The 19,954-nt window shown below is 42.3% G+C and carries 13 protein-coding genes; 4 read left to right on the plus strand and 9 right to left on the minus strand.

Annotated elements, in window-relative coordinates; genetic code table 11:
* Positions 1-253: 253 nt before the first annotated feature.
* Positions 254-559 carry a hypothetical protein gene (locus B3P16_RS07910; protein ID WP_286842278.1) on the minus strand — a complete coding sequence of 102 codons (306 nt, stop codon included), beginning with the start codon at positions 557-559 and terminating at the stop codon, positions 254-256.
* 223 nt (positions 560-782) lie between these two features.
* Here B3P16_RS07910 and B3P16_RS07915 point away from each other — a divergent pair, with 223 nt between their 5' ends.
* The 3 genes from B3P16_RS07915 to B3P16_RS07925 all read left to right on the plus strand — a co-directional run bounded on the left by B3P16_RS07915 (position 783) and on the right by B3P16_RS07925 (position 3,458).
* A complete protein-coding gene (locus B3P16_RS07915; protein ID WP_286842280.1) occupies positions 783-1,655 on the plus strand; it encodes an AraC family transcriptional regulator in 873 nt (290 codons plus the stop codon).
* A gap of 134 nt (positions 1,656-1,789) precedes the next feature.
* Positions 1,790-2,122: a hypothetical protein gene (locus B3P16_RS07920; protein ID WP_286842283.1), complete on the plus strand. Its 333-nt coding sequence runs from the start codon at positions 1,790-1,792 to the stop codon at positions 2,120-2,122.
* 457 nt (positions 2,123-2,579) lie between these two features.
* Entirely contained in the window at positions 2,580-3,458 is an 879-nt protein-coding gene (locus tag B3P16_RS07925; protein ID WP_286842286.1) for a DKNYY domain-containing protein, read from the plus strand.
* A gap of 400 nt (positions 3,459-3,858) precedes the next feature.
* Here the strand turns inward: B3P16_RS07925 and B3P16_RS07930 are convergent, their stop codons facing one another.
* The 7 genes from B3P16_RS07930 to B3P16_RS07960 all read right to left on the minus strand — a co-directional run bounded on the left by B3P16_RS07930 (position 3,859) and on the right by B3P16_RS07960 (position 18,020).
* The gene (locus B3P16_RS07930) at positions 3,859-5,322 is read right to left on the minus strand and encodes a polysaccharide lyase 6 family protein (RefSeq protein WP_286842289.1); all 1,464 of its coding nucleotides are present in this window, start codon (positions 5,320-5,322) and stop codon (positions 3,859-3,861) included.
* A 28-nt stretch (positions 5,323-5,350) separates the two neighbouring features.
* The gene (locus tag B3P16_RS07935; RefSeq protein WP_286842290.1) at positions 5,351-6,118 is read right to left on the minus strand and encodes a hypothetical protein; all 768 of its coding nucleotides are present in this window, start codon (positions 6,116-6,118) and stop codon (positions 5,351-5,353) included.
* A 24-nt stretch (positions 6,119-6,142) separates the two neighbouring features.
* Entirely contained in the window at positions 6,143-7,705 is a 1,563-nt protein-coding gene (locus tag B3P16_RS07940; RefSeq protein WP_286842293.1) for a RagB/SusD family nutrient uptake outer membrane protein, read from the minus strand.
* Between the two features lie 58 nt (positions 7,706-7,763).
* Positions 7,764-10,862 (minus strand): SusC/RagA family TonB-linked outer membrane protein, encoded by a 3,099-nt coding sequence (locus tag B3P16_RS07945; RefSeq protein ID WP_286842296.1) that lies wholly within the window; start codon positions 10,860-10,862, stop codon positions 7,764-7,766.
* A 204-nt stretch (positions 10,863-11,066) separates the two neighbouring features.
* Positions 11,067-13,202: a TIM-barrel domain-containing protein gene (locus B3P16_RS07950; RefSeq protein WP_286842297.1), complete on the minus strand. Its 2,136-nt coding sequence runs from the start codon at positions 13,200-13,202 to the stop codon at positions 11,067-11,069.
* Positions 13,203-13,208: 6 nt separating this feature from the next.
* Positions 13,209-14,348, minus strand: a complete 1,140-nt coding sequence (locus tag B3P16_RS07955; protein ID WP_286842300.1) for a glycoside hydrolase family 88/105 protein — start codon at positions 14,346-14,348, stop codon at positions 13,209-13,211.
* Positions 14,349-14,777: 429 nt separating this feature from the next.
* Positions 14,778-18,020: a TonB-dependent receptor gene (locus tag B3P16_RS07960; protein ID WP_286753283.1), complete on the minus strand. Its 3,243-nt coding sequence runs from the start codon at positions 18,018-18,020 to the stop codon at positions 14,778-14,780.
* A gap of 465 nt (positions 18,021-18,485) precedes the next feature.
* Between B3P16_RS07960 and B3P16_RS07965 the strand changes: the two genes are divergently transcribed.
* On the plus strand, positions 18,486-18,962 hold the full coding sequence (locus tag B3P16_RS07965) for a hypothetical protein (RefSeq protein WP_046675000.1): 477 nt from the start codon (positions 18,486-18,488) through the stop codon (positions 18,960-18,962).
* A 78-nt stretch (positions 18,963-19,040) separates the two neighbouring features.
* Here B3P16_RS07965 and B3P16_RS07970 read toward each other — a convergent pair whose 3' ends face one another.
* Entirely contained in the window at positions 19,041-19,853 is an 813-nt protein-coding gene (locus B3P16_RS07970; protein ID WP_046674999.1) for a M48 family metallopeptidase, read from the minus strand.
* Positions 19,854-19,954: the final 101 nt, after the last annotated feature.

The following is a 19,954-nucleotide window of genomic DNA, read 5'->3' on the forward strand; positions in this document are numbered from 1 at the left end:
TTGTTTGTAGTACAGTGGTTAGTAATCTATACTATTCTATACTACTATACAATAGTAGAAACAATTTCCGACATCCACAAATATTTTTTCAAATAGTAGGTTCTTATGGTGTGTTTTAGCTGTCCTGTAGGCTACTGTTCACTTCGCGGAAATAGGGGAAAAATAAAGCGGGATATACTATCATGGCTGATAATACATCCCGCTTCGTCGATAATTTGGAAAATTCTGATCACAAAAAAAAGGTAGGCCTAGCCTACCCTTTTGTCAATGAGTGATGATATTTTAAGGTATGATTGAGTGAATGTGCGGTCTGCCGGGCATCGTCCTGATAGGACGATAAATCTTGGCAGGCGCTGATATCTGTTACATCCACCTTGTTTCTTACTTTGCTGATGACCTGATTTAATTCCGATTTCCAGTTGCCTGGATCTCCAAAATCGTCCACCCAATTTTTGTTGATAAACTTTTTGTAGTTCAAAAGCAAAATATACAATTCCTCACCACTATCGGCGCGATTGATTGACGTGCGCCAGTTCTCTAATTTTTCTTTAAAACTCATAACCAGCAATATACAAAAAATATACTGCTTTACCAAATAACAGGACTTAGATCACCGATCATTGACCTCGGTATGACAGAATCCGTGTTTTTTCCTTCAGTGGCCAAAGCACTGCCCAGATAGAACCTTTCTTTCCCTGTAAAGCAATATCCAGAAAAACTATTATATTTATTCATTGCGATTTTAACGCTTAGGCGTTTCCTATTGGTTTGAAGACACTATTATGCGTTATTTTGATTTTGACGACAGCAAATACGGCTTTCCCTTAGCGATGGATGCCCATCGGTTCGAGGACAATACCGATCTAATTTTTGAGGCTGGTCCGCACACCATCAACTTTTTTGAGATCATGTTTTTTGAACAGGGAAACGGGGTCGCATATACCAATGAAAAACGTATCGAATTATGCCCAGGCACAATCTTATTCGCTTCACCTAATCAAATTAAGCAGTGTGACTTTGATAAAAACGGTGTCAAAGGATTTCATTTAATCTTTAAACCCGAGTTTTTGGAATCTTTCTTTCAGGATAAAACACTGGTATACAAACTCCCCTATTTTTACAATTATTCATTTGCGCCTTATATTGTTGCGACTGTCCGCGATTTTGAGTTGTTAAAGTCCATGCTCTCCGAAATTGTTTTTGAAATCGGAGCTTTCCGATCTGACAGCCCCAATATGATTCGCGCATTACTTGCCAGTATTCTGCTCCGACTGGACCGGCTATTTCGTGCGTTTCACCATATAGCCAGCGAAAGCGCGAACAGCAATTTACTTACTCGATTTAAAATGCTCATGGAAGAGCAGATCAACTCCAACCTGAACTGCAACCAATATGCTAGTTTACTAAAAATACATCGCAATGAGCTGAATCACAAAATCAAAGCCTATACCGGACATAGTCCAATCACCCTCCTCCAACACCGAAAAATACAGGAAATCAAACAGCAGCTTCTATCGGATGAACAGTCTATCGCCCAAATTGCCTTTGAACTTCATTTCAGCGATCCTAATAATCTTTCCAGATTTTTCAAAAAACTGACGGGCTTATCTCCTTCCGCATACAAGCAGAAAATGCAAAATGATAGTTTTTCATAAACTTGTGATATTTATTCAATGACGCAGCAGGCTACCTTTGCATAGATCGTCATTCCAATCGTGAGGCGACGATCGCTGTTTTAAGATTTATCAACTGGATACCTGTATGTTATCGAGCTACACAATGGAAAAATATGCTAAAACTACTGCTACTCTCTTGTTCACTGTATGGGCTATTTACCACTCCACCTTACCGTATTACCGGTCGGTTGGTTGACCATCAGTATAACCCCGTTGGGTATTTTATTATTGAAATCTATGCGTCCAATAAGGAAAGGGAACCCTTGGCTTTATTAGGTCGGGATACCGTTAGAAACAGCAATGGCGAATTTAAAATACAGGTGATAAAAAAGGGCAGCTATCTCCTGAATATAGCCGTTCCGGATTACACCGATTATTCCCTGTTTACCACGGTCCAGGATTCCAGCTACTCCTTTCCCGAAATACACTTACAGCCGACCAAATAAGTGTCCTCTATTCAACCTTGTATCCCATAGACCGCATTTTTGCGATCGCATTTGCCTTCTCTAGGGTGATTGGTCGTTTTCGCTTAAGGTATGCTTAGGGGCTTACTAGCCCCTTGCTTGCCTATTCTTTGCCGACTGGTTGCTCTTTAGTTACCATTTTAGCAGAGAAACAGCGAAAAAACACCAAAGAAACGGCAAACAAACACCAATCAAACAGCAGAGAAACAGCAACGAATAAGCAGAGAATAAGCAGAGAAAGAGCAAACCAATACCAAGGTAATCTCCTAGCAGGAGCGAAGAAGTACCAAAGAATAGGCAAAGAAATACCAAAGAACGCAGGAAAAAACACTGCGTATTATCTGCAAAAAATCAATCGGCAACTAAACTTTTACCTTATATTGCGGTCTCATTAACACGTACACAAACAAGAATTCTTCTATTTTATTCCAAACGCGATATGATACTAGCTATTTCCTTCAAAACCATGCTCGCCCTTCTTCTGCTTGGCTCTGCCAGCGATGTCTATGTTGATAATAGCAAATACGAAAATAGCAGTGCCTATATCCATCAAGACCAGTTGGGAGACGGCTATGCCAAAATTGGCGGTCGTATTTACTATCGTGGTAAAGAAATTGTCAATGCCAATGCCGGTTCTTTTCAGTTCTTAGGTGATGGTTATGCAAAAGACAACTGGAAAGTCTATTTTCGGGGGGCAGCTGTAGCCGATGCAAGTCCTTCTACTTTTCAGTCACTGGGTGACGGTTACGCTAGTGATGCCTGGAAGGTCTATTTTTATGGCAGATCCTTATCGAATGTGACAGCGTCTTCCTTCAAGACGCTGGGAAATGGTTACAGCAAAGACGCATGGAAAGTCTACTATTTGGGCAAAGAAATTGCAGGAGCCAACTCCTCCAGCTTTGAAAACCTTGGTCGGGGTTATGCAAAAGATACTTGGTCAAGCTATTATCGGGGCGAAAAGAATGATAAGCCTACAGCGACTTCCTTGCAGTCTCTCGGAGGGCAATATGCGAAGGACGATTGGTCTGTTTTTTACCGAAATCAGAAAGTGGAAGAGGCTTCTGTTTCAACCTTTGAATACCTCAACGACGGTTATGCCAAGGATGCCTGGAATGTTTACTATCGAGGGGTAAAAGTTAAGGGTGCCTCGCCATCTACATTTAAAGCGCTTGCGGGAGGTTATGCAAAAGACTCCTGGACCGTTTTCTATCGCGGTCAGGAGTTAAAAGAGGCAAGTGCTTCTACTTTTGAATACGTAGACAACGGTTATGCACGCGATGCTTGGAGTAAGTTTTATCGTGGAGAAAAGATGGATTAATTTTATTCAATAATGATATTAATACCAACCATTTTGGCCTTGTATTTAATCTTTTCAATAAGGCCATAGTAGCTCCAGTTGCGCAACAGGAATTCATTGAACATCAGCCATTCCGCTGAAAGATATTATAGCTGCCGCAAACTAAGATCAGATAGTGGACAAGTTCTACTTTTAGACAGTGATTGTTCAGTGATTGTTCAGTGCTTGCTCAGTGAAGACTGAATAAACACTGACTGATTACTGTCTAAAAACCGATTGAAAATTGTTTTTAGGTATACGTTGGTAACCGTATGTTTCCATTGATCTCATAATTATATGCTGTAAATACAAGCAATATTTACGGCAAAGAAAACGGGGAATAAATCGTTTATTCCCCGCATAAAATATGATTTACATTCGTTTAAGGATTAATGACCAAACTGCTCCCCAGACCGGTCATAAATACAGGTCCTATATTTTGGGCTTTCAGCAGATCGCGGTGTTTTGTATCCAGTTTAGGAGCTCCCGCATCTGCGGCTGCCGCAAAAGGATAATTTCCCACAAAAGAACCCAATACAGGGCTGCTGTTTGATGGCTCATAGATGCCATCTGTTGTCAGTGTGTACTGCGGATTAACTCGGGTAAATCCAGCCGGCAGTTGCTGACTTGTCGGCACGTCGAAAACAATGTTTCCCTGATAAACAAAATTGACCGGTTGATCGGTAAAGGTTAACATCGTTGATTGAGCCGATTGGGATACCACATTATTTGCGATATGCCCATCCGTTGGCGCTAATGTCCGGTTATTTCCTCCTTTTCCCGAACCAATATCAAATGACTGCTTACATTTAATCATTGTATTGGCCACAACTTTCACCCGCTTGACTTGAAAGTACCCGCTTAGCGGCGAATTTGGCACGCCGTCCATAATCGCCAACGCGGCTTTTTGCCCCGTACCGGCCATATTCTGGAAGTAATTGTTATAGACCAAATGGTCTTCACCTATGATACGAATACCACCGGCAGCACTATTGCCATTACCGACAAAATAGTTGCCATAAACGGCAGATCCATTGCCATGCCGCAGACATAAGGTTCCCTGACTTTCATAAAAATAGTTGTTGCGGATCGTATCGGCCCCCATCTTATTGGATATGATTTCCGTTTCGCCGTTACAGCGCTGAAAAATATTATCTTCAATGGTTGTCAGTGCACTGGTCATCGACCAGTCGCTGGTGCCAATGCGAATAGTTTCACCGCCATTGTCCGGTACCGCAGCACGCTCGCCAAAGAAGTTATGATCGATGCGGTGTTTCATTGGTTTACTGGTCCCCCATACAACCATGGTCGGGCCCTGATGGATTTTTCCTTTTAAATAGCAGTGGTCGACCCGATGGTAGGAACCATTGATCGATACCCAACGATAGTCGGTCGTTGCTGCCGGCGGATTATAGTCCACAATCGATGTATTGGTAAGGCGACAGTTTGAAGAGGAAGAAGTAAAATCCACCACATTTTTGCCTGTCGTATACCCTTCCTGGAATACGAGTCCGTCCACAACAAGCCACTGTCCTGTGATACTAACGGAAGAAGTACCTTTCATGATAACAGCTCCACGCTGCTCTGCCATCAGTACAATGGGCTGCTGTTTTGTTCCCTGCGCACTGAAGGTCAATTCCTGATCGGTCCATTGCCCAGACTTCATAATAACCGTGTCTCCGGGCTGTAAGCTCAATGCCTGAAGATCTGCTGCAGACTGAATGGTGTGGCATTGCACACAGGCAATACTGTTTAAAGTGAGTTTTTCGGCGGGCGATTTCTCACAGCTCGTTCCTACCGCCAATAGCAGCAGAAGTGAAGCAATAACTGAATTCTTTTTGATCATATTTAAATTTGTTTAAAAGGTTCTTTTGTTAAAGTGCTCCCGCAAATGGATAAACGGTGGTATTTCCTTTGCTGCCAAAGACATGAACCACGCCATTAGTTACAATGTATCCCCCGGACCGATTGGTTGTTTTATTGTTTATTTGAATCGGCGCCAAATCACTGTTATTGACCAGGCGTAAGACCATCATCCCTTCCTGATCAAAACCTTTACCTTCATTCATGTAGCCCAGCAGCGAACTTTTACTGGCAACAGTATTGGCAGGAAGCATGGTCTTTGCTTTGGTGTTTTCAATGGTCAGCTTATCAAAGTTGTAATTCCCTTCCAGCATAAGGTAAAGGAAATAATTACGGACATCTTCTTTACTGTAGTCTTCCCATTTTGTCGCCGGTCTCGTCATTGGCTTGCCTGTTTCGTCCACCCCGGTCACAACTGGAAAGTCAAAAAAGAGGCCTGCAGTTACTTTTTTCGTTTTCACATCCCAGGTCTTTATGCCATCATTATGCAAAAAAATAAAGGTTCGATCTGTCTTTTCAAATTCTTCCAAAGGGATACCAGCATATTCTAAGCCTTTCCGCATCCATTTGAAAACCGTATCTGTTGGATTTTCCACTGTTTCGTAAGATCGGTTCTCCAAAAATTTTCGTGCACTTATCCCGATATTGGGATCTAAAGTTTTATGTTGGTAATCGTAATCTTTTTGCAGTTCCAAATCGAAAAGTGAACAACTTGTCATTAATAGACTTACTACGATGATAGCGCTATAGGTCCATTTGGTCTTAAACATTCTTTTCATGACGCTCTGATTTAAATTCTTCTATTAATCTGTATATCCGGGATTTTGAACCAATGATTTATTGGAGTTTAGAACATTCCGGTGAATAGGCCAATACACTCTGTTTGTTGGATCTAAAAATCCAGGTTTTTCCAAATTACCCGCTTCTTCCTGTCTACGTTTTAAGATGGGATCCATCACGTCCTTTACACGTCCGGTGCGCACCAGATCAAACCACCTTTTACCTTCGCCAAAAAGTTCCAGGCGACGCTCCTCCAAAATCGCCGTTTCCAGCTGGTAGCTTGTCGCAATAGTGGCATCATTTGCATCATATTGTGGCAGGCGCGCACGCTTGCGGACAAAGTTTAAATATTTCAGGGCATTGGCGCGATCACCCAAGCCATTCAACGCTTCAGCATACAAAAGATACATGTCACTCAGGCGGTACATGGTTAAATAAACTGGAAGTGCCTGGTTTGTCACAGGCCATGGATCAGCTTTGGTTGGGTTCGCATCCGTGGGATACCACTTGATAAATCGATCTCGCTTGTTGCTTGGCAACCCAAAATAGACATCTAAAGTCTGCTGTGGCCTGATATCAGGACTCGGCGAAGTGGTCGTCTGCGGCTGAAACCAGCTTGCCCACACCTCTTCATCGACGACAATCTGCTTGTTGTTAGGCGACCATGAGGTCTGCATACAGGCACAGCCATTTTTTAAGTAGTCCCAATGGATGCTCCAAATCGTTTCTTTACTGGAAGTTGGATTGACAAAAATAGTTTTCCAGCTTGCGCCATCCTGCAAATTGCTTTCATTGGTTCCGGCATAACCTACACCCGTAGGAGACTTTGTCAAAAAAAGACGTGTTATCCATTTTGTTGCATTTTGATAATCCTTTTTCCACATATATACATCCGACATGATCGCACATATTCCTGCCCCTCCGATGGTCCATAGGGGGTTTTTCGCGTCTTTATCGACCAGAGAATAGGCTTTTTCCAGATCCGGTATAATGACCTCGTTCAATAGCTTATCTTTCGGTTCACGTGGACTGGCAGCGGGCTGCTGCACATCCTCATAGGGTTCAAGCCATATCGGAGCATCGCCCCACACACGGACGAGATAGAAATAACACATGGCTCGAAGGGCATAACACTGCGCGAGATAATCCTTCAGCATCTCCGGAGTAATACGGCTATCCAGTTCTGCTGCCTTTGGAATATACTTGATATTGTTATTGATACGCCCGATGGTGGTATAGAGCCCGCTCCAGTCTGAAAACTGATTGGTTGGCGTAAGGCTATTTAATACGATCTCGTCCACATAGTCTTTGGTATAGCTGATCGCCCGGTCAAAGTTATCGGCACGATACTCGCCCCAATACAGGTATTTTTCGAGGTAATTGTCTTTGTTATCCTGATAATTACCCTTACCAACCATTTCGAGCTGAAAGGCGCTATACATTCCAGCGATTGCGGCCTGCACATCGTATAAGTTTTTATAATGCTGATCCAGTGCAACTTCGGCCAGCGGTTTCTCTTCCAAGAATTTGTTACAGCTTCCCAACGTAGCTGATAGCAGTAACAGTGCTAAGATCTTTGTTTTCATGTCAAAAATATTTTATCTATCCCATCCTTCAGACGGGACTCACCCTAAAAGATATATGCTAAAAATTGATGTTTACGCCAAATCCAAACTCCCGTCTCCTCGGGTAACGGCTATCGTCCTCACCCGGTGTCAGCGGATTGTTTGTACTAAATTCAGGATCGTAACCCCGGTAATTGGTCCACGTCAACAGGTTGCTTCCATAAACGAAGGCAGTAAGTCCTTTCATTTTCAACCTATTGATCAACTGCGGATCGAAGGTGTAGGCTAGCCGTGCACTTGACAAACGAACAAATGTCGCATCTTCGATATAGAGGCTATTCTGGTTCGTTTTCATATTTCCGCGGTTGTTTCGCTCCACATAATTTGGGTATTTGGCCACATCTCCGGGTTTGCGCCATACGTTATAGACCATGTCCGGCGAACCTGCCCCGGTATTGGTCGGGTAATTTTGACGTTGCAGCAAGGCATTGTAAACTTCACCGCCGAAGGAACCATTAAAGAGTACATTTAGGGTAAATCTTTTGTATCTAAAGGTCTGCATTAAACCAAAATAGAAATCAGGTGTCGCGTTGCCGAGGATCATGCGATCTTCGTCATTGATCAAACTATCCTTTTTGTTGTTCAGCCATTCAGCATCCCCCCCTTTGAGTTTACCATCTGGCGCATAGAGCTGGTGTACTATTCCCTGATAATCGTTACCATTGAATGTATATACCGCTTTTCCATCACGATACATCGGTTTCCCCTGATCGTCTAGGACAAGTGTCAATTTCTCCCAATTGTCATTATAAGCGTTGGACTCATCCCAGGCGTAAACCCCTAAATTGCGCCAGCCGTAGAAATTTCCGATACGGCCACCTTCTTCCGCGTACCATTTATTACCCGGAAAAAATGGTATTCCATCTGCCAGCTTCACAATCTTACCCCGTTCAAAGGAAATATTACCATTCACCTCCCAGCTGAAATCACGCGTCATTATTGGTTTTCCGCTGATCACAAATTCCATCCCGCGGTTGCGGATTGTTCCTAAATTGACATTCACTTTGGCATATCCGGTTTCTTTGGCAAGCTCTCGCGGATACAATAAATCGGTTGTCGTTTTAACATAATAGTCTGCCGTAAATCCCAATCGACCGTTTAAGAAGGTGAGATCTAGCCCCACATTATTCTGGGTGGTTGTTTCCCACTTGATCCGATTATTTCCGAATGTACTGGTCAATGCAGCTCCGCCGACACCATTATAAGACCCGCCAAAGGCCACTTTCGTATACGATTCATAATCGCCTACTTTGTCATTTCCAAGTTGACCGATACTGTACCGTAGTTTAGCATCTACCAATGCCGGCTTGGCCCATTTCATGAAATTCTCGTCCGAAAACCGCCATGCAGCAGATGCCGAGAGGAAGTTTCCCCATTTATTTGTCGCTCCGAACCGCGATGAACCATCTCTCCGATAGGATCCCTGAACGAGATAGCGTCCTTTGTAATTGTAACCAATCCGGCTAAAAATAGAAGCAGAAGCATTGGCTGTTGCCGTGGTATAGGTTTTTGAAGGCGTCAGGTAATCCGGAAAAGTTACCAACACTTCTTCATTGACGCTATTCATATATTCGGAGTGAAAACGATCATAACGTCTGCGATCCGAACTGAAGCCCAATAAGGCTGTGACATTATGATCCTGCGCAAAAGTTTTATTATAATTCAGATAGGATTGAAACTCCCAGGTAAACGTTTTATTAAACTCATTTGTTCCGCTATTCTGATCCTTGTTTGCCGAAAGAAAACGCGGTGAGAATTGGGTATTCTGTAAATTGTCCAACCGTGCATTGAACAAGGTTGTGAACTTTAAGTCATCCCTGATCTGATAATCCAACTGATTGTTAAATTGCCCAGAATAGGTTTCATCCAGATTTTTCTCAAACAAAGCGTTGGCTACAGGATTACGTTTCGAACCAATGTAGCTTGTTAAAGAACCATCAGGATAGTAAATCAAGGAATATGCTGGACGGTCCATCACAACCCTTATCGTATTGCCGATCGGAATTGTATTGCCTTTCTGCCAGGAAAATGAAATATTGTTGGAATACTTCAACTTGGATGAAAACTGATATTCCACATTGATGCGTGACTGCAAACGTTTGGCGTAACTATTCAAGATGATCGATTTATCATCCAGATAATTCAAACTGCTGTAGTAACGGAGATTTTTCTGACCACCGGAAACACTCACCTTAATTTCCTTCTTCTGTGCCAGATTCCCCAACAAGAGCCTTTGTAAATCGTTATCGGAATTGAAACTTGGGTTGATGGAATCCGTATTGGTATTGAGGCCTTGGATATATCGGAAAGCCCTCACTTCTGCAGAGTTGCTTACGGGGATGTAATGAGCTAGACGTCCAAAAAGATGGTTGTAGTTAACATTAACCATGGGTTTTCCTTCTGATCCGCGCTTGGTTGTGATGAGGATAACGCCATTGGCTGCACGCGATCCATAAATGGATGCAGAAGCCGCATCTTTGAGCACCTCGATATTCTCGATATCTGTCGGATTTATGGTTGCACCATCAGGGTTAATTACCCCATCGACCAGATATAAGGGGCCATTTCCACCATTCAAAGTCGAAGTTCCCCGCACTTGAATAGATCCTGTCGCTCCGGGTGCCCCACCACCGTCATTGACAATAAGCACCCCGGCAGCCTGCCCTTGTAAGGCATCGAAAAGGTTAATGGGCTGACGCTCTTCGATTTTCTTAGCATTGACGGAAGAGATGGCTCCCGTGAGGTCACGTTTCTTTGCGACACCACCATAGCCCGTGACAACAATCTCGTCCAGCGCATTGTCACTATCTTCCAGCGTGACATCAAGTTGCCGCTGGTTACCGACGGCGCGCTCCTGCTCTTTCATCCCCACCTGACTAAAGACAAGGGTGCTGGATGGGGCAACCTCCAGCTGATACTTCCCCGCAGCATCTGTACTTGTGCCCTGGCTTTTCCCTTTGATACGAACAGTGACTCCCTGCAGTGCATCTCCCTTTTTGTTGGTCACCTTTCCTGAAAGCCGCATGTTTTGTTGGGCAAAGACCGGTAAGCCTATACTCCCCATAGCAAGAAACAGGAAGAGTACAAAGCACCCCATTTTTGTGATACTTTTTATCATAATAAATCAGTTTTTATGGCGATTGTCTATCATGAGAAGATGATCGATAAGCCGGCCATGCATTTAATAAATTGGTTATTTTTTATAATTAGTTACCTCAAATATCAGTGAATCCCCGAGGTTAAAGAGTGTATTTTTTGGTCTTTTTAGCGGTAAAAAATGTTTTTCAGAAGCTTAAAACATGGATTACTGTTTAAAACAACATCATTGCCCCATCAATTCAAATGCAACAGTACCTACCGTATTTGGTTTATTTTTGCTTGCCGTTGAGATATCCCCTTCCAATTTGCCAAGCGCATTTCTTTTAAAACGTATCCGCCGCCAGGAATAAGCACCCTTGTCATAGTCGAAACTTACGCCATCATCATCATATAGGTTGTACAGCCCTTCCTTTTCCCCGTAATGCCGAATGATCAAATTGACTTTTTCACCAACTGTGGGCGCATGAAGCCGTGCCGTTGTCATCGGGATGATGCCACCATCTTTCACATACACAGGTATCCGATCGTCTTCGGGTTTGGCGACGATTTCCTCTCCATTGCCGACATAACGTCCCGAATAGAAATCGTACCAGTTGCCCTTGGGCAGCAGCACCTTTCTAGTAGATTCTCCCGTAAACAAGGGAGCAACCAATAGATATTCACCACACATATATTGATCTTTTACCTCCCTGTTTACCGCTTCCAAATAGGGGTTCGTTTCCAGGTCTTGGTTTCCCACGGTCAAATTTGTCTGCCCCTGGAATCCATCTTCCAGTACCATGGCCCGGAAGGGGGGCGTACCTTCAAAATGGTATTTTGCAAATTCAGTGTAGAGATAAGGCATCAATTCCATCCGCAGCTGCGCATAGTATTTCACTTTGTCGGCCACTTCGGGGAAAGACCATGGTTTTGTTCCACTGGACCAGGCATTGATCATGGCCATTGGTGAAAACACAACCGTCTGGAAACGGCGCAACCATTCTTCTCCCGTCTTGGAACCCCTAACTTCTGGCGTCCACAGCAGGCCACAAAAGCCACTATTGACCAGCGCGGTAATAAAATCCTGATGGCTATAGTAGTCATTATAGATCACATAGGGCATGTTGTTGGCGCCGGCATTGGATGCCCGTACAAGTCCAAACGTTCGTTTGTTCTGCTGACGGTATAGACTGTCGGTCAATTTCTGTGCAAGCACGCCATAGGTTTGTCGCATTTGAATTCCACTGATGCCCGAGGGAAATTTGGCCATATCTGGCCACAGGTAGTAATCGTAACCATCGACCTCATCAATCTTATAGCCGCTGATTCCGATATTGATTTGTGATCGGCTCAGCTGGTCTGCGAGGATACGCTTTGCATCCGGATGATTTAAATCAGGAACAGTCCCATTCCACACCGTATGAGATCCTGTAAAAGGCTCAATAGATTTGCTAAAGGGAGCGTCGGGTGAGACATAGGGATTAGTCCAGAGGTTTAGCCGAACACCTTTATCAGCCAGCGTTTTTACCAAGGCTGCCGGATTTGGAAAACGTCCTTTATCCCATTCAAATGAACAGGGATAAGCCTTGGACTGCCAGCCCGGTTCGAGGCCGATAAAATCAAGTGGGAAGCCATGTTCCTCAAATTCGGCCACTTCTTTAACAACATCCGCCGCTGTATAAAGCTTCTGCACGCGTTGTGTGAAACCAAGCCCCCACTTCGGTGGCAAGGCACCACCACCACAAAAGAGGTTATAGCGCTTTATTGCATCAAGCGCGTTGACACCGGCAAAGACATACACTTCGGCCCCTTCCGTAGGCACATACACCTCGACGGCATCCGAGTAAGGTCGGGAATTCCAGCTTTTATCGGTATTGCGGTCTTTTACTTCTGCGGGGACTTTTGCATCTTTCCGTACGCCTGTTCCAACATAATAGGTTAAATATTGAGCTGAGTTGATCAATACACCATAACCTCTGGAAGAGACGTAGAACGGAACGGGTGCATGAGTTCGCCCATTATCTTTACCACCGTAATGGTCGACATGCAGGTTAAGAATCTTGCCCCGCTGATGTACCGTCTGAAAGTTAAGTCCCAATCCGTAGATCTGTTCGTTTTTTTCCAGTGGGAACCGTAGGTAGGTTTTGCCATCTATAAGTTCGGCATGCACATCCATCTTGGGTAAGGGAAAGTCAACAGACTGCAGCTGTTCAAGCGTTTCCGCTCGGGGCTTTGCTCCGGCTGCACCGAGCAAAGTATATGTATCCGGCTTTCCAAATATACCTTTCCATACACCAGGGTATTGTTCCTGAAAGCGAATGCTTTGTGCGGGAGCCTTTATCGCAAACAATACCAGCAAAATTGTCCATAATCTCATCATAGCTGATTATTTTTTTAGTAAAGCATACACGCACCAAAGTATGGGTGCCTGCCCATGCATATCCCCTGTTTTCTGTTGTCGATCGAGGTAATATTGGTAATCATTTTTTCGGTTGGTACCCTCACAGACGTTGCTGATATCACCGTCTTTGTTAATGTAGCCTGTCAAAGCAATCCATGCCTTACGTGCGATCGGCGTATACTCCTTTGCGTCGAGCCAGCCATTTTTTATGCCCATGATAATCGCATAAGTAAACATGGCTGAACCCGAAGTTTCCACCCAAGATTCAGGTTTATCAATTAGCTGACCCCACAGACCATCTGGTCGCTGATATTGCTTTAGGCTCGTGATCATCTTTTGATATGAAGCCAATATTTTGGGTCTATTGGGATTGTCCTTCTTTAATGAAGAGAGCAGTTCGCTCATTCCCGCAGCCATCCAGCCATTGCCGCGCCCCCAAAAGAAAGGCGCATCAGGTGCGTGATAAAAAAGGCCATTTTCTTTTTGAATGGTATCGAGGTAGACCACCATTTCATGTGCTGCCCGATCCATATACTGTTGATCTCCCGTCACCTGAAAAGCTTTGGATTGAATCATGGTAATCATATACATATCGTCGATCCAGTAGCGGGTCTGCCAGGTAAGACCTTTATCGAGAAATTTCTGGTAACTGTCTTTGACCACCTGCGGGGAGTCAATCGGAATAGTCCATTGCGCATTTGCAAAACGCATTCCCATCGTCTTGAATTGCTGGTCATTTGTTTGTAAGTAGAGTTCCAGTGGCACCGTCCCAAAAACGGAGAAGTCCACATGCCAAGGACGTGGAACAAGATGTTTTTCGGCGCCGAATAAAGGCATAAAGCGTTGGGTCAATTGTTCCAATAAGGTCTTATTGTTGCTCACTTCGGCGTATTTCAATGCCCCATACCAGGCACAGACTTCGGGATACGTAATGTTTCTGGGCGGAGCTGGCGGTTTAAAACTATTATGTGGACTCGCCACAAAACGTTGAGCGACGAGATCACCTATTAATCTGGGATCAGCCTGCTTTGGCCAATTGACCAGGTCTGTGCTTTGTGCGAAAGCACAAAGAGACATGCAGACGCCAATCCCCAGGAGTATGGACATACAGAACTGCTTCATCATCAGTCGGGTTTATAATTAAGTTATAACCCAAATATCAGCAAGCCAGTCTGTTTGAAGGGGGTAGTTTTTGATCGTTTAGGTGGAGAAATTGGTAATGGATCCCATCCGTGTCGCGTTACTTTGCTTACACAGTGTATCCCGAAAGTTAGCAGGGTTCTTTTCGGCAGTTTAGTTATACTGGATAAGCACGCTTATTGTACTTTTCTCTTTTTTCTATAGGCTTACGCAACCGTTGCGTAAACAGTACTATTACAGTGCTATATCCGTGCTTAGGGAGTGCTTTATCCGTGCTTCATCCATTCAGAGGGATAGGACCGGAAAATCCTATAAATTCCTTCGCCATCTTAAGACAATGAAAGAGTATAAAAAAATCCCCAACCTAAATAGATTGGGGATTTTTTACTAATATTTAAATTAGGTTGGTATAACTTAATTAAAGATATAGCGAATACCTAACTGCATTTGGTATCTGGAATCAATACCCGTATTATTTCTGAAAGTCTGCTCTTTAAGATTTTGGCTAACAGTATAAGTAGGCTTATTGTTAGCCACACCCTGATATTGCATAAAGTTGGTAATATTAGGTGTTTTCGTAACACCCCATTTGCTATTCAATAAGTTACCAACATTGATAATATCAAATGAAACTTGCAACCTGTGATTGTCTTTTGTCTTTAATACTTTAGACAATTCTTGCATAATCCGAATATCAAAACGATTCATCCATGGATATTCAGCACCATTTCGTTCTGCGTATTGGCCTCTTCTTGTGCTTAGATATTTATCTTGATTAATATAAGCATCAAGACGTGTCCATTGTGCATCTGCAGTTTCAAGAACTTTCGTTTTATCCTTAGAATCCACAATATCAACTAAAGCGATATCTGCCCGGTCTTTAGGCACATACATTAAAACATTTGAAAAACGTCCACTTCCATTAAGAATATCTCCACTAACTGTATAGTTAAATCGTGTTGCACCAAAAGTATCACCGTATGGTCTACCTTCATACACTAAACCTATTCTTGTAGGTAATTGTGGCGTAATATTGAAATTAATATTTACTGCAGCAATTATTCTATTTCTAACCATGAAGCTTGAATAAGCCAATACCGGAGAATTTGGATTGCTTACAATGGCATTACCTGTATAGGCAGAGTTTGCTTGAGAACCAGGATTTGAAGTAATATCTTTAGCGCTGCTGTAAGTATAAGCTACCATTGCATCACCATATTTTCCAAAACGTTTTTCCAACTGCGCAGTAAGACTGTAAGCATTTCCTTTAGAAGTATTATCTAAAACAATGGCACGTGTAATAGATGGATTGATCTGTCTTGCGTTACCAGAGGCTAACCAATACGCTCTCGTATCTCCTGTACCGGAAAAGGTTCCTTTTGGATCTGACAAGTTTGCATCTCTATGGTAAACCTCATTGATCGATTTGGTATAAATCCCCTCTAAAGTAGCTTTCATATCCCATGGTAAGCTATATTCAACAGCGAGATTGGATCTCCAAATTTGAGGCATCTTGAAATCTCTCGAAGTCACGTCGATTTCATAAGTTGCTGGATTCTTACGATCAGCAGGCAAGTAAGCATTAGGATCTGGATTAAATGGTCTATTAACCGGTCCATCTTTAATATTTTCTAAAATATTTCCATACGTCATACCGGTTTGGCCAGCTTGGTTCGTTAACCATACCCCTGGGACACCACCTGTAAAAATACCTGTTCCTCCGCGCAATACAAAAGATCTATCTTGTCTGATATCCCAATCAAATCCTGCTCTTGGTGATACCAATACTCTAGCTTTCGGTAAACGAGATACGTCTAATTTTTCACCATTCGCGAAAGTCATCCCCAATACTTTTTCATTAGTGACGATATCTGTTGTATATACAGGAATATCAGCTCTCACGCCATAGCTCAATTTAAAATTTGGTTTTACAAACCATTCATCTTGTGCATATAACGCAATTGGCATCATACTGAAATCAGCTGAAGGTCTTTCATTTCCTGCAACGACAGAATAAGTTAATTGGTACTGCGAAGGTTGTATGGTATTATCACCTTTAGCAGCAGCTATAAAATCGTCCATATTTTTATAACGGAACTGACCACTTACAAACTGCGCAAAAGAATTACTATATTTTTGATAGTTCAATGACCCACCAAAGGTGAATGTATGTGCACCAGCAAAAATATTGAAGTTATCAGTGATACTGAATAAATTTTGATTCAATTTGTTTAATCCAGAAAATGGTTCCTGTCCGAATGAAATGTAGTTTGCGCCACTTCCGTTTTCAATATCAACAGTTGGAAATGCAGTTCCTAGAGGATCTCTAAAATCTCTAAATGCCGAATAAACGACTTGAATCTGATTTGCGTACTTACTATTGAATGTCGAATTTAACTCGGCAGTAATGGAATTGATATTGTTGTTTTGACGATAACGTAAATTGGAGAAAATCATCGAGGTGGTACTTGGACCACGCCCTCTATTACTATTGGATCCACTTGGATTAATATCTCTATAGGAATCTAAGTGGTTATAACGAAGGGTAAATTTATGCTTTTCGTTAATATTCCAGTCGATTTTGGCCGTAATATTATTCGCTTTTTGCTCATTGTTAAATCCTTCATAAACACCTGGATCGTAACCAAATTGATCCATTAAAGTTTTCTTAACTAAATCTAAATCAGACGCTTTAACATTTGACTCATTTGCTCCACCAGTACCACGGTTCGCAAGGATATTAGAGCCCGGCGTAGTACGTTTAGTCGTTTCACCGTTTAAGAAAAAGAATAATTTATTCTTAATGATGGGACCACCAACGCTAAATCCAAGCTGATTATTTTTATATGATTCTGTTTTCGGTAATTTCTCGCCATCAACTTTATAACCTTGAAGATCTTGATTTTTGAAATACCAGTAAGCCGATCCAGTTACTGTGTTCGTACCAGATTTTGTAATCGCGTTGACACCTGCTCCAGTAAAACCACCTTGTTTTACGTCATAAGGAGAAAGGTTGATCTGAATAGACTCAATCGCATCTAAAGAAAACGGTTGTGCATTTGTTTGTCCACCTGGAAGAGCGGATAAGCCAAAAGCATTATTCATTTGGGCACCATCCAATGTCAATGAATTGAATAAACTATTTCTTCCAGCAAACGAGAAACCATCTCCTTGCGAGTTCGCTTGGGGATTTAATTTCGTTAAATCTGTGATACTTCTGGAAATAGCAGGCATTTCCTCAATTTTCTTTCTACCTACAATAGTTGAAACACCAGTTTTGGTTGCACCTCTGCGCGCCGTAACCGTAACTTCTTCCAAAGTTGTGTTTTTATCTGCAAAAACAGGATTTAACACAAATGGCTGTCCCAATTGTAAGTAGACATCATTATAGATAATAGGGTCTTGTCCAACATAAGTTACTTCAATTTTGTAAGGCCCCCCAACACGCATATTGGCTAAGTTGAATCGACCAGCAGCATTAGCCGAACCTGTATAAACAGTCCCTGATGGCACATGTGTAGCCTTAATCGTAGCACCCGAAGTTAGACTGCCGTTTGCTTCTTTTACAATACCTGTAACGCTACTTGTCGTAACCTGAGCTTGTACAGCACCATAGCTGGCCATAACAAGAGCGAAAAAGAGTAAAGATCTTTTCATATAATGTGATTTGTTAAAAAATGTTAAGCAAAATTACTAAGAGATTTTAAATTACAAAGGACTTAATATAAACTTAACACACTAAACCACACATACTTCATAAAATACAGCCCTAAATTACTATATTAACATACAATTTATTAGCAAAAAAAACGTTATAACATGTTTTAAACCAGCATATCCCCTCATACGGACCGACCTAAAATAGTTTTCCACATCAAATCGCTAAAATTCTTTTGTAACAACATTCTTCCAATTGAGATTTAAGTTTTTAAAAAAAATTAGCTAATTTCCAGTCAATCGAGAATTTTATTAAATAACTCAGTTTCTTGTCAAATTTGAGCCACTGTAACCTATTCTGACCAAAAAAATCTAAACGATTCTATAGGCCTGATGGTTTCTATAAAAAATGTTTCAAAAACCGAGAACTTTTCAGAAATTCGCACACCTATTAATTTATGCTTCATGGAAGACGGTATTCAAAATTCTTCTTTTCAAGAACCTGCAGACATTAAACTGTCTCCAGCAGGACTCTCCTTCTTGGCTTCAGCGGCCAAATGGGCCAACTTTCTGGCCATTGTCTGTTTTATTTTCATCGGGATCTCTGCCATAACCATGGTGAGCCTCATCTTCGGAGCCAGTGCATTATCACTCGGTGCCGACGAATATGTAACAGCAGGAGCTTTATCCACCTTTGGTGTACTTTATCTTTTATTTCTTGCTTTCTTCTGCCTTCCCATCTATTTCCTGTATAATTTTGGATCCAAAGCAAAAAAAGCAATAGCAAACCGTGACAGCATCCAATTGGAATTATGCTTAGATGCGCTCAAAAAACACTATAAATTCATTGGAATCATGGTCATTATTACCATTGCGTTCAATTTTATGGGATTGGTCGTTGGAGTCGTACTCGGGATCAGTGACGCTTTTGCTGGGGTATAATACAGCCATAAATAAAGTGAAAAAAAGCGGAGTATCCCATTCATTTGGATACTCCGCTTTTTTTATTGTATTGACTCCTTATTTTTTATAATATTTCATTGCGTTTGGAATCAATTTCTGAATATCCGCAATCCGTCGCTCATCACTCGGGTGGGTACTCAAAAACTCAGGCTGCCCTTTTTGACTACCCGATGCCATACGCTTCCAGAAATCTACAGCTTCATTGGGATTGTAACCCGCCAAAGCCATAATGATCAAACCCGCTGCATCCGCATCAGATTCGTCGCTTCTCGAAAATTTCAGTTGCGCCAAGTTGCCTCCTAATCCATAAAGATTGTTAAAAACACCAAGCGTGCTATTTCCAGATACGCCTGCAGCTGAACCTAAAATCTGTCCTCCCAGCTGTAAAGCGATCTGATTCGAAGCCTGAGCCACAGAATGTTCTTCAATAGCATGTGCTATCTCGTGTCCCATTACTGTTGCCAAACCTGCTTCTGTACGCGTCACTGGTAATATTCCAGTATATACCGCAACTTTACCCCCAGGCATACACCATGCATTCACGTCGTCACTCTTCACCAGATTAAACTCCCAATTGAAGTTAAATTGATTTGCGCGACCTGTACTCTGCAAATACTGATTAACCGCTGTTGCCAACTTGTTACCAACACGTTTTACCATCGCCGCATCCGCAGTTCCAGTGACCACTTTAGCACCATTCTTCGATAAAAAATCTTTATAAGCCAATGCTGCTTGCTGGTTAACCTGATCAGCACTCACTAATTTTAAATATTTTTTGCCGGTAACAGCTGAAGTTGCACAGCCTGACAGCCCCGATGCCAGTGTTACGCATGCTAATACGATAGCCGAATACTTTAACATTCCGTTCATATGTCTATATTTTTCTTTCCATGGTCATATGGAATATCCAAACGTTGTTCATCGCGTTTCCGCTCTTCCCATATGGATATTTCACAATAATTATTAAATCT

The sequence above is a fragment of the Sphingobacterium sp. UBA7631 genome (assembly GCF_002483935.1).
Classification (GTDB): domain Bacteria; phylum Bacteroidota; class Bacteroidia; order Sphingobacteriales; family Sphingobacteriaceae; genus Sphingobacterium; species Sphingobacterium multivorum.